The sequence below is a fragment of the Campylobacter sp. LMG 17559 genome (assembly GCF_024723605.1).
In the GTDB taxonomy this organism is placed as follows: Bacteria; Campylobacterota; Campylobacteria; order Campylobacterales; family Campylobacteraceae; genus Campylobacter_D.
The window spans coordinates 15,277-25,954 of record NZ_JANQCZ010000001.1 but is presented as its reverse complement, the minus strand read 5'-3'; the positions used below and the strand labels follow the sequence as shown (position 1 = coordinate 25,954).

Here is a 10,678-nt window from a genome sequence, read left to right as displayed (position 1 = left end):
CACTGTGAAACTCTTGTGAATAAAACGATGAAATTTTGAAAACTTAAATTAAAGTAGTAGTAAATAAACGTAATAAAAAATATATAAAGATAAATAAGCACGAAGCTTATTTATCTCTTAAGTTTAATTCGCTAATTAATTTAGAATAAGCTTGATAATCTTTTCTTTTTAGATAAGATAAAAGTCTTTTTCTTTGACCAACAAGCTTTAAAAGACCTAAGCGAGAAGAAAAATCTTTTTTGTAGATTTTTAAATGTTCTGTTAAATCTGAAATTCTTGCACTTAAAAGTGCGATTTGAACTTCTGGAGAACCTGTATCTCCTTCTTTTCTAGCAAATTTTGCAACTATTTCTGCTTTTTTAGCCGAATCTAAAGCCATAATAGACCTCCTGAGCGGTATTAAAATAAAAAGTGTAATTATAACTAAAAAACCAAAAAGAATGCTGAAATTTAAAAAATATGAAATTTAATATTTATCGATACTTATTTTTGATATAATAAAAATTTTTATTAATAACCAATAATATATTTTATTTATAACTTGAAAGGAACAAATGTTATTTACCAAAGCTAGCGAATATGCTTTATTATCTTTAATTCATATAGCAAAATCCCAAGAACCACAAGATGTAGATACTATGTCAAATGTCTTAGATATACCTAAAAGTTTTTTAGCAAAAATTTTACAAGCTCTTGCTAAAGATGCACTTTTGAAGTCTTACAAGGGAGCTAAGGGTGGTTTTGCGCTTATTAAGCAGCCAAGTGAATACACTTTAAAAGAAATTATCAATAGCGTAGAGAAAAAATCTATTAATGTTTTTGAATGTAGTAATGGAATTTGTCCTTCTCAAAAAGAGGATAATTGCAAAATTATGCCAGTTTTAGTGAAACTTCAAAATAAGATAGATGATTTTTTAGTTTCTATTACCTTAGAGGATATTATTCAAAATAATGGCTAAAAGAGATATTTTTAGCTTAGTGTTGCCTTGGGTTGCTCCACTTGTTGCGCCTATTTTAAAGGCAAAAAGTTTAACTATAGTAGCCGTAATTATTGCAATTTTAGCAATTATTATAGTGCCTTTACCAAGTATAGTTTTAGACTTTTTTCTTGCTTTAAGTATTGCCATTTCGGTTTTAATTATTTTAATTTCTTTGTATATACCAAAGCCTACGGATTTAACAACTTTTCCAACGTTGATTTTGATCATCACACTTTTTAGACTTTCACTTAATATTGCTACAACGCGTATGATTTTGAGTGAGGGTCATCAAGGTCCAGCAGCTGTTAGTGATATAGTGGCAAGTTTTGGTGAATTTGTTGTTGGTGGCAATTATGTTATAGGTATGGTTGTTTTTTGTATTTTGGTTTTGATTAATTTTATGGTTGTAACCAAAGGTAGTACAAGGGTTTCTGAGGTTCAAGCAAGATTTACCCTTGATGCAATGCCAGGTAAGCAGATGGCTATTGATGCGGATTTAAATGCAGGTTTGATTGATGAAAAAACTGCACGCGCAAGACGCCAAGAAATTATAGCCGAAGCAAATTTTTATGGAGCAATGGATGGTTCTTCTAAATTTATAAAAGGGGACGCTGTTGCTGGGATTATTATCACCATTGTAAATTTAATTGGCGGGTTTATGATAGGTTATTTTCAGCATGATATGGAGCTTGGAGAATGTGCTTCAACTTATACTATATTAACAATAGGTGATGGACTTGTTTCTCAAATTCCTGGGCTTATCACTTCAACAGCAACTGCAATTATCATCACGCGTGCTAGTAAAGATGAGGATAATTTTGCTGAAGGTTCTATTAATCAGCTTTTAGGAGAATACAAAACACTATTAATTGTAGGTTTTGTTTTATTTATTTTTGCTTTAGTGCCTGGTTTACCACATTTTTCTTTGGGTTTTATGGCTTTGGTGTTTTTGGGTCTTGGTTATATGATAAAACAAGTGCAAGAAGGTAAAATTCAAATCAATACAATTTCGGCTAAAAAATCCCAAGAAGCTGATGAGCAAGAGCAAGCTAAACCTCAAAAACGCAGTGAGGAAGAAATTTTAAAAGAAGAAGAAAACAAAATCACAGATATTTTAAAATTAGAAATTTTAGAATTAGAATTAGGCTATGGACTTATTAAATTAGCAGAAAGTGAATTAACAGAGCGTATTAGATCAACAAGACGCAATATAGCTCAAAGTTTAGGCTTTTTGATGCCAAAAATTAGAATTAGAGATAATTTACAATTAAAGCCTAATGAATATACTTTCAAGCTCAAAGGTGTGGGTATAGCTAGTGCTGAAATTTATCCTGATAAATATCTGGCTATGGATAGTGGTTTTATAACTGAACCTATCGAAGGTATAGCTACTAAAGAACCTGCTTTTAATTCTGATGCTTTATGGATTGAATCATCTTTAAAAGATGAGGCAACGCTAAATGGTTATATTGTAATTGATCCAGCAAGTGTGATTTCAACCCATATGAGTGAGCTTATAAAAGCCAATGCTTCAGAACTTTTAACTAAACAAGAGGTTCAAAATTTATTAGATAAAATCAAAAATGATTATCCTATCGTAGTAGATGATTGTTTAAGAGTTGCTAGTATAGGTTTAATCCAAAAAGTTTTAAAAGCTTTACTTAAAGAGCATATTCCTATTAAAGATATGCTTACAATTTTAGAATCAATTAGTGATATAGCTGAAGTAAGTAAGAGTTTGGATATGATTATTGAGCATGTAAGAGCTTCTTTAGCAAGAGCAATTACAAATTTATATGTGGATGAAAAAGGGCAAATTAGCTTTTATATTTTTGATGCTGCTGCTGCTGCAAAATTAATGGAGCATGTGCAGTTTAAAGATGGTTCGTATCATTTAATGATAAATGTAGCTCAAACTGGTGCTTTAGTAGAAGCTTTAAAAGCTGAACTTGCAAGTGTAGCAAATACAAGAATTAAACCTTTCTTGCTTTGTGTTGAGCCACAACTTAGAAAATTTATTGCTGATATTTGTTCTAATTTTGGTATTAATATTACGGTTTTGAGTTTTGCTGAGATTGCAGAAAATACCAAATTTGAAACAGAAGGTATCATAAAAGTTGATAATTTATAAAGGAAAAATATGAAAATTTATCATCTTTCACATACAGATTTAGACGGCTATGCTTGTCAGTATGTGCTAGATTTTTATTTTAAGAATTGTTATTTTTATAATTCTAATTATGGTAAAGAGATTAATGAAAATTTTAATGTGATTTTTAAAAATATAGAGGAAGATTTAAAGCAAAATCCTAATGAAGAATTTGTGATTTTAATCACGGATTTAAATTTAACTTTAAGCCAATGTGAAGATTTTCAAAAAGCTATAGAATGCAAAAAAATCAAACTTTTACTTTTAGATCATCATCAAAGTGGCTTAGAATGTATGCAAAAATATCCTTGGTATTTTTTAGATGATAAAAGATGTGCTACTAAGATTGTTTATGATTTTTTTAGTAAATGTTATGGCGAAAATAAAGCTTTGTCAGAATTTGTAGATGTGGTAAATGCAGTAGATATTTGGTTGAGTGAAGATGAGAATTTTGAACTTGGAAAAGTATTGCTTGGTATGGTTTCTGGAGCAAAAGAAATCAATAGAGTAATGTTTGCACAAGAAAATATTAAATATCTTTTTTATCTTTTTGATGTTTGTAGAAAATACATTCATCAAAAAAATGCTCATATTAATTTAGATGATGATTTGCATGGCTTAAAAAAATCTTTTTTTAAAAAAGAAAATGATGACACCTTAAGCAATTTAATTTCCAAATTTGTGGTAGAAAGACTAAGTGTAAATAAAGAAAAATTTAGTGTATTTTATAAAGGAAGTAAAGGTTTATTAACTTCAAATATAGGCAATACTTCTGTAATTGGAAATGATTTTTTAATGCAAAATCCTGATTTTGATTTTTTCGTTGATCTTAGTTCAAGAAAAACCTTAAGTTTTAGAGCAAATAATAAAATCGATGTGAGTTTGATGGCTAAAAGCTTGGTCAATGGGGGAGGGCATAAAAATGCTAGTGGTGGATTGTTCGCTGCGTATAAAGATAGCTCTAACTATGATTTTATAAAAGCACAATTTGTGGATTTAATTAAAAGCAAAGAATTAAAGGAAAATAATGAAAACAAATCATGATTTTAAAGAAGAAATAGAAAATTTACAATATGAATTAAGCATAGTTTTAGAGGTAATGCTCTTGTTTGCTGGGGTAAAAAGAGCAAAATTAGAAAAAGCAATTGAGGCTTATATTGATTGCATTGATGAGGTTTGTCAAAATACTCAAAAAGAAGGAGTTGATGAGATCTTAGAAGTAGTAGAGTACTTAAAAAATCATCATAAAGATTTATTTGAATGAAAATTTTATTATTGCTTTTTGCGGGAATTTTTTCTTATGCAAATATCTATGAAGATTTAAGCGATTTTGCTTACAATAAACAAAACACGCTAAATTTAAGCTCAAGTCAAGCTTTATTTTTAGAATACAAACAAAACAAACAAGCTTGCGTAGATATAGTGCTTGCTAAAAATAAGGCTTTCGTGGTTAAAATTTATCCATTGTGTGAAAATTTAAACGAAAAAAGTCTAAATGAATACTTAAATACGCAATTTATAAGTTTATACACTAAAGATTTGTCAAAACTAAGAAAAGAAATTGTTGATATTAAAAACATAATGCGTGATTTTATGATTTATTATACCTTGCATCAATCTTTTGCAAATGAAATTAAGAAAATGAGTAAAAATGATAAACTACAAGCGTATGAACTAGATGAGAAAAAAGGTGGAAAAATTCTTTACAAGGTTAATAATCAAGCTTGTGTAATTTTTGATTTATATTTAGATGAAAATTTGCAAGCTAGTATGCAAATAAGCGGAATGGAAAATTTAGATAAAACTTGTATGGAGTTAATCTCATCTCCTGATTTTAAAGACTTATCTTTCACAAAAGAGGGTATGAAAAAATATAAATTAAAAAACTAATCTAAAAAATCTTAAATAATATAATTTTAAAATTCTACTTAAAGCCATTTTTTTTCTTTCTATATTAGAAAACACATAAGCTTCTAGATCTTGCTTTTCTCTTAAAGTAAGATTTTTCATTATTATAAACCTTTTAAAAAATATTGCTAGACGCAATTATATTATCTTTTCTTTTAAAAAAACTGAAAAAGAAATTTTTATATATTATATATAAATAACTAAATAAACTTTAGTTATATAGACTAAATAATTTTAAATATTTTTATTTAAAAATAACTTGACATTATTATACTAAAGTTGTATAATTATCTTGTCACTTAAAAACATTGAGTGCTAAAATAAAAAACTAAGGTTTTATAGTGAAGTCTTATAGTAAAAAAGATTTAATTTTAAAAACTATCATTGAGACCTATTTAGATGGTAATAATCCTGTGGGTTCTAATGAGTTAAATCATAAAGTTAGCATACCTGCTTCTACTATAAGAGTTTATTTTAAAAAATTAAGTGATGAGGGTGTATTAACACAACTTCACATTAGCAGTGGTCGCATACCAACTTTTACTGCTATGAAGGCTTATTGGTATGAGCAACTTTGCGAAGATGAGATTGTGATTAACGATCTTGCTTTGCTAGAGTTTTTGCTTGATAAGTTTGAAATTTATACCTTAGTCTATGGTGGTGATGAGCTTATTTTGCAAGATATTACTAAGGTTAATGATAAATTTATCATACTTGATTTTGGACAAAATGAGTTGGTTTTAAGATTTAGTCAAGATAGTTTAATTTTCTTACAAAGACTTATAGGACTTGATCTAAAAAGTATTGAAAATTTAGCTTTTAGAGTTGAGTTTAAAGAGTTGTTAGAAAAAATTGCTATGTTAAAAGATGCTATGGTTTATTATAGATATAATGAGAGTAAAGCTTATCAAATTTATCAAAATGATGAATTTGCTAAGCTTTTATCTCCTCAAATTGGATTTTATTTTAACGATAAATTGCAATTTGAACCTTTATTTGAAGAGGGTTTTATGGGATTAAAGCTTAAGAGTACATTTTTAGGTAAAGAATCTAATGTGGTTTTTGCCGGTAGTGTGTATTCTGATTTTAAAACAATGTTAAATATTATAAAGGAGGCTGCGTGAGCGAAGAAAAGCAAAATGAGCAAATGCAAGAAGAAGCAGTGGAAAATTCAGAAAGTCAAAACAATGAATTAGAAAAAATTCAAGCAGAGTATAATGAGTTAAAAGATACTTATTTAAGAGCAAATGCTGAATTTGAAAATATCAAAAAAAGAATGGAAAAAGAAAAAATTGCAGCAACAATTTATGCAAATGAAAGTTTTGCTAAAGATTTGCTTGATGTAGTTGATGCATTAGAGGCGGCTATTAATGTAGAAGCCAATGATGAATTAAGTTTAAAAATCAAAGAAGGGGTTCAAAACACTTTAGACTTGCTTTTGAAAAAACTTGAAAAACATATGGTTAAAGTAATAGAAGCAGATGGTGAGTTTGATCCAAATTTACATGAAGCGATGTTTCATGTTGAAAGTGCTGATCATGAAAGCAATCATATTGTCCAGCTTTTACAAAAGGGCTATATGATGAATGATAGAGTGATTAGATCAGCAAAAGTTAGTGTTGCAAAATAAAATTTAATAAAAAGGATAAAAAATGGCAAAAGTTATAGGTATAGATTTAGGTACAACAAATTCTTGTGTGAGTGTATATGAAAGAGGCGAGAGTAAAGTTATCCCAAATAAAGAAGGTAAAAACACTACTCCTTCAGTAGTTGCTTTTACAGATAAAGGTGAAGTTTTAGTTGGAGATAGTGCTAAGCGTCAAGCTGTGACTAATCCTGAAAAAACTATTTATTCTATAAAAAGAATCATGGGGTTAATGATCAATGAAGAGGCAGCAAAAGAAGCTAAAAATCGCTTACCTTATCATATCACAGAGAGAAATGGGGCTTGTGCGATTGAAATAGCAGGTAAAATTTATACTCCACAAGAAATTTCAGCAAAAGTTTTAATGAAGTTAAAAGAAGATGCAGAGGCTTTCTTGGGCGAAAAAGTAGAAGATGCGGTTATTACTGTTCCAGCGTATTTTAATGATGCACAAAGAAAAGCTACAAAAGAAGCAGGACAAATTGCAGGATTGAATGTATTAAGAATTATTAATGAACCAACTGCAGCAGCTTTGGCTTACGGACTTGATAAAAAAGAAAGTGAAAAAATTGTAGTTTATGATTTAGGTGGTGGTACATTTGATGTTACTGTGCTTGAAACAGGTGATAATGTTGTAGAAGTTTTAGCAACTGGCGGTAATGCATTTTTAGGTGGTGATGATTTTGATAATAAATTAATCGACTTTTTAGCAAATGAGTTTAAAGATGAAACAGGTATTGATCTTAAAAACGATGTAATGGCTTTACAAAGATTAAAAGAAGCAGCTGAAAATGCTAAAAAAGAATTAAGTTCAGCTAATGAAACTAATATTAATTTACCATTTATCACAGCTGATGCAAGTGGTCCAAAACACTTAACTAAAACTCTAACAAGAGCTAAATTTGAAAGCATGATTGATGGTTTAGTTGCTGAAACTATTAGTAAGATTAACGAAGTAGTAAAAGATGCAGGGCTTGATAAAAGTGAAGTAAAAGAAATCGTTATGGTGGGTGGTTCTACTCGTGTTCCACTAGTACAAGAAGAAGTTAAAAAAGCCTTTGGAAAAGAGCTTAATAAATCAGTAAATCCTGATGAAGTTGTTGCAATAGGTGCAGCGATTCAAGGTGCGGTTATTAAAGGTGATGTTAAAGATGTATTATTGCTTGATGTTACTCCGCTTTCTTTAGGTATTGAAACTTTAGGTGGTGTGATGACTAAAATCATCGAAAAAGGCACAACTATACCAACCAAAAAAGAGCAAGTTTTCTCAACCGCTGAAGATAATCAAAGCGCAGTTACTATCAATGTTTTACAAGGTGAGAGAGAATTTAGCCGTGATAATAAATCTTTAGGAAATTTCAATCTTGAAGGAATTCCACCAGCACCTCGCGGTATGCCACAAATTGAAGTAACTTTTGATATTGATGCAAATGGTATTTTAACAGTTAGTGCAAAAGATAAAGCTACAGGTAAGGCTCAAGAGATTAAAATCACAGGTTCAAGTGGATTAAGTGAAGAAGAAATCAATAATATGGTAAAAGATGCAGAGCTTCACAAAGAAGAAGATAGAAAACGCAAAGAGGCAGTAGAAGCTAGAAATGCTGCTGATAGTTTGGTACATCAAGTAGAAAAGTCTTTAAGTGAGCTTGGAGATAAAGTAGGCGATGATGATAAAGCAAATATTCAAAAAGCTTTAGATGAGTTAAAAGAGACATTGAAAAATGCTAATGCTTCTAAAGAAGAAATCGAAGGCAAAATGAAAGCTTTAAGTGAAGTTTCTCATAAATTAGCAGAAAATATGTATAAAAAAGAAGAACCAAACGCTCAAAAGAAAAAAGACGATGATGTAATCGATGCTGAAGTTGAGTAAAAACTAAACTAGAAGCCTTGCGCTTCTAGTTTAATCAATATATTTTTTACAATCTTCCTTAAAATAATTTCTATCAAATCTTGCAAAATTATCATTATTTGGCACTTTATAGCATTCACTGAAATTTTTAGCCTTAAGAATTTTGACATAAAAACTAGGAATGGCTATGTTGTTTTTAATGCGTTTTGGCTTATCATCATAAAGTATTAAATTTAAGACTTCTAATTCTTTATTTTTCTTTGCTAAATATCTTTCTCTTTGTTCGATTTCATTCCAAATTTCTGCATTAATATCTTTTTTTTGCGGAGTTATGTTGCTCATTAAAAAAGTACTAAGTTGAGCTTGTGGGGTTGCATTCATGGATTGATTTGGCACGACATGCCCTCTTGTATAGCCACTTCTTAGATAATCCTCCCAATAAGTTCTGTATTTTTTAGGTATATTGGTATCTTCTTGAAATCTTGGGCGTTTTTTGATGTGCCCTTGATTTAAAATTTTAGCTTCTAGTTTATAAGCAATTGCCTTAGTGCCTTTATAATTATAATCATAACAATTAATATAATAATATTTATCCATCAATAAAGAGCAGTCTTTAAAATAAGCTTTAAAGCTAGGATGCAATTCATATTGAGTATAAGCAAAAGAGCTTAAAGCTAAGGCACAAAGTGTTAAAACTTTTTTCATGCTAAAAGCTTTCTTACCATTTCATTAAGTCTTTTACCATCAACGCTTGCGCCAAAAGCTGCTTTAGCTTCTTTCATCAAAACACCTTGTTCTTTTAAAGAGCTAATTTGTAATTTATCTATAAGTTTTTTTAGCTCACTTTCTAATTCCTCATCGCTAAGTTGTTTTGGTAAATAAGCACTTAAAATAGCTACTTCTTGGAGTTCTTTTTGTGCTAAATCTTCTCTAGAGCCTTTAGAAAAAGCCAAAGCTGCTTCATTTCGTTTTTTAATCTCGCTCGCAATGATTTTGTATATTCTTTCATCACTAAGCGTAATTCTCTCATCAACTTCTATTTGTTTAAAGCTAGCATTAAGCGTTCTTAAAGTGTTTCTTTTGAAGTCATCTTTGCTACGCATAGCTTCTTTAATATCTTCTAAAATTTGATCTTTTAAACTCATTTTTTCTCCTTTAAAATTTGATATTTTTAAAATGTGCTATACACACACCTTCTCTAACACCATCATCAATCACAATGAGCTTTTGTTTATTAAATAAAGCAAAAAGTATCATTGAGCCTGCTATGAGGTATTTTTTTCTATTTTCTCCAAGATAAATTTTAGCTTTTTCTTGTTCTAAATTCCAAATTTTTAATGCAAAATCAAAAAAATCTTTGCGTTTGAGTATTTTGCCATTTACACTTTCTTCTAGATAATCTTTGTATTTTATGTTTTGTTTATAAGCACAAAGTGTGGTGGGTACTCCTGAATTTAGTATGAAAAAAATTCCTTTTAATTTTATATCTTTACTAAGATCAAAAGCTTTTAAGGCAAGTTGTTTTAAATGCGTAGGATAGGGGCTTAGATGAATTTTTAATTTTTCATCTTTAATACGCATAAGATTTTGTGGATATTTTTTAAAAAATCTTACATAAGCACTTGGTTTTATAGCTTTAAAATGCATTCTTTCATAAAAACTAATAATTCCAAAATCATAACTTTTGCTAAACTTTTCATTTGAAATTTCACAAGAAGCACCACCTAAATCACAATAGTTTAGGTCTTTTTTAAAAAGCTTAAGAGCTTTAAGACGCTCTTGCATACCTAAAATACTTAGTTTTGCTTCGGTTTTTGCATCGATTAATTTTACATCAAGTTTAAATTCTTTTTGAATTTTTTCAAAAATAAACTCAGTATTTTTTGCTTTTCTAAAAGCAGCTGTGGCGACTGCTTTGGCTTGACTTAAGTCATAATTTTTTTCTTTTAAGATTTTTAAAGCATTAAAAATTCTTTCTATGGCTTCATCACTAATGATATCATTTTGCATATTTTTAGCTGCCCCTATGATAAATTCTTCGCTTTTTAATTTATTAAAATTCTCATCCATTAAAACAGCTCTTAATGTATTTGAACCCATATCAATACCTAGCACTAGCTCTCCTTAAAAAATTTAAAGTATAATAG

General features: G+C 29.2%; 13 protein-coding genes. 8 read left to right on the top strand and 5 right to left on the bottom strand.

What is annotated here, in order from left to right; genetic code table 11:
- Nucleotides 1-106 precede the first annotated feature (106 nt).
- Entirely contained in the window at nt 107-379 is a 273-nt protein-coding gene (rpsO, locus tag CAMP5082_RS00130) for a 30S ribosomal protein S15 (protein WP_012661650.1), read from the bottom strand.
- A gap of 175 nt (nt 380-554) precedes the next feature.
- On the opposite strand from rpsO, the gene CAMP5082_RS00125 reads away from it, so the two are divergent.
- Genes CAMP5082_RS00125 through CAMP5082_RS00105 form a run of 5 tightly spaced genes read left to right on the top strand, consistent with a single transcriptional unit; the run spans nt 555 to nt 5,019 of the window.
- The gene (locus CAMP5082_RS00125; RefSeq protein WP_263663184.1) at nt 555-959 is read left to right on the top strand and encodes an Rrf2 family transcriptional regulator; all 405 of its coding nucleotides are present in this window, start codon (nt 555-557) and stop codon (nt 957-959) included.
- On the top strand, nt 952-3,111 hold the full coding sequence (flhA, locus tag CAMP5082_RS00120; protein ID WP_263678690.1) for a flagellar biosynthesis protein FlhA: 2,160 nt from the start codon (nt 952-954) through the stop codon (nt 3,109-3,111). The genes CAMP5082_RS00125 and flhA overlap by 8 nt, the downstream gene beginning before the upstream one ends.
- Before the next feature lie 9 nt (nt 3,112-3,120).
- Complete coding sequence (locus tag CAMP5082_RS00115; protein ID WP_337205550.1) at nt 3,121-4,173, top strand: DHH family phosphoesterase; 1,053 nt, start codon at nt 3,121-3,123, stop codon at nt 4,171-4,173.
- Nucleotides 4,157-4,393 (top strand): hypothetical protein, encoded by a 237-nt coding sequence (locus CAMP5082_RS00110; RefSeq protein ID WP_337205549.1) that lies wholly within the window; start codon nt 4,157-4,159, stop codon nt 4,391-4,393. The genes CAMP5082_RS00115 and CAMP5082_RS00110 overlap by 17 nt, the downstream gene beginning before the upstream one ends.
- Nucleotides 4,390-5,019 (top strand): hypothetical protein, encoded by a 630-nt coding sequence (locus tag CAMP5082_RS00105; protein ID WP_337205548.1) that lies wholly within the window; start codon nt 4,390-4,392, stop codon nt 5,017-5,019. The genes CAMP5082_RS00110 and CAMP5082_RS00105 overlap by 4 nt, the downstream gene beginning before the upstream one ends.
- On the opposite strand, the gene CAMP5082_RS00100 is transcribed toward CAMP5082_RS00105, so the two are convergent.
- On the bottom strand, nt 5,008-5,139 hold the full coding sequence (locus CAMP5082_RS00100) for a hypothetical protein (RefSeq protein ID WP_256374638.1): 132 nt from the start codon (nt 5,137-5,139) through the stop codon (nt 5,008-5,010). The two genes, CAMP5082_RS00105 and CAMP5082_RS00100, sit on opposite strands and share 12 nt — an antisense overlap.
- Nucleotides 5,140-5,378: 239 nt before the next feature.
- On the opposite strand from CAMP5082_RS00100, the gene CAMP5082_RS00095 reads away from it, so the two are divergent.
- Genes CAMP5082_RS00095 through dnaK form a run of 3 tightly spaced genes read left to right on the top strand, consistent with a single transcriptional unit; the run spans nt 5,379 to nt 8,552 of the window.
- Nucleotides 5,379-6,161, top strand: a complete 783-nt coding sequence (locus CAMP5082_RS00095; protein ID WP_337205547.1) for an HrcA family transcriptional regulator — start codon at nt 5,379-5,381, stop codon at nt 6,159-6,161.
- Complete coding sequence (gene grpE / locus CAMP5082_RS00090; RefSeq protein ID WP_337205546.1) at nt 6,158-6,667, top strand: nucleotide exchange factor GrpE; 510 nt, start codon at nt 6,158-6,160, stop codon at nt 6,665-6,667. The genes CAMP5082_RS00095 and grpE overlap by 4 nt, the downstream gene beginning before the upstream one ends.
- Nucleotides 6,668-6,689: 22 nt before the next feature.
- Nucleotides 6,690-8,552 (top strand): molecular chaperone DnaK, encoded by a 1,863-nt coding sequence (gene dnaK, locus CAMP5082_RS00085; protein ID WP_114640400.1) that lies wholly within the window; start codon nt 6,690-6,692, stop codon nt 8,550-8,552.
- A gap of 30 nt (nt 8,553-8,582) precedes the next feature.
- Here the strand turns inward: dnaK and CAMP5082_RS00080 are convergent, their stop codons facing one another.
- The 3 genes from CAMP5082_RS00080 to CAMP5082_RS00070 are packed head-to-tail and all read right to left on the bottom strand — an operon-like array spanning nt 8,583 to nt 10,646.
- Nucleotides 8,583-9,236, bottom strand: coding sequence for a DNA/RNA non-specific endonuclease (locus CAMP5082_RS00080; RefSeq protein ID WP_337205545.1), 654 nt, complete (start codon nt 9,234-9,236; stop codon nt 8,583-8,585).
- Nucleotides 9,233-9,676 (bottom strand): GatB/YqeY domain-containing protein, encoded by a 444-nt coding sequence (locus CAMP5082_RS00075; RefSeq protein ID WP_337205544.1) that lies wholly within the window; start codon nt 9,674-9,676, stop codon nt 9,233-9,235. Before CAMP5082_RS00075 ends, CAMP5082_RS00080 begins: the two co-directional genes overlap by 4 nt.
- A gap of 10 nt (nt 9,677-9,686) precedes the next feature.
- A complete protein-coding gene (locus CAMP5082_RS00070) occupies nt 9,687-10,646 on the bottom strand; it encodes a Ppx/GppA phosphatase family protein (RefSeq protein ID WP_337205543.1) in 960 nt (319 codons plus the stop codon).
- Nucleotides 10,647-10,678 lie beyond the last annotated feature (32 nt).

What these genes read in the sequence shown, in the direction of transcription:
- rpsO (WP_012661650.1), bottom strand. Translation starts at nt 379, where the DNA reads ATGGCTTTAGATTCGGCTAAAAAAGCAGAAATAGTTGCAAAATTTGCT.
- CAMP5082_RS00125 (WP_263663184.1), top strand. Translation starts at nt 555, where the DNA reads ATGTTATTTACCAAAGCTAGCGAATATGCTTTATTATCTTTAATTCAT.
- flhA (WP_263678690.1), top strand. Translation starts at nt 952, where the DNA reads ATGGCTAAAAGAGATATTTTTAGCTTAGTGTTGCCTTGGGTTGCTCCA.
- CAMP5082_RS00115 (WP_337205550.1), top strand. Translation starts at nt 3,121, where the DNA reads ATGAAAATTTATCATCTTTCACATACAGATTTAGACGGCTATGCTTGT.
- CAMP5082_RS00110 (WP_337205549.1), top strand. Translation starts at nt 4,157, where the DNA reads ATGAAAACAAATCATGATTTTAAAGAAGAAATAGAAAATTTACAATAT.
- CAMP5082_RS00105 (WP_337205548.1), top strand. Translation starts at nt 4,390, where the DNA reads ATGAAAATTTTATTATTGCTTTTTGCGGGAATTTTTTCTTATGCAAAT.
- CAMP5082_RS00100 (WP_256374638.1), bottom strand. Translation starts at nt 5,139, where the DNA reads ATGAAAAATCTTACTTTAAGAGAAAAGCAAGATCTAGAAGCTTATGTG.
- dnaK (WP_114640400.1), top strand. Translation starts at nt 6,690, where the DNA reads ATGGCAAAAGTTATAGGTATAGATTTAGGTACAACAAATTCTTGTGTG.
- CAMP5082_RS00080 (WP_337205545.1), bottom strand. Translation starts at nt 9,236, where the DNA reads ATGAAAAAAGTTTTAACACTTTGTGCCTTAGCTTTAAGCTCTTTTGCT.
- CAMP5082_RS00075 (WP_337205544.1), bottom strand. Translation starts at nt 9,676, where the DNA reads ATGAGTTTAAAAGATCAAATTTTAGAAGATATTAAAGAAGCTATGCGT.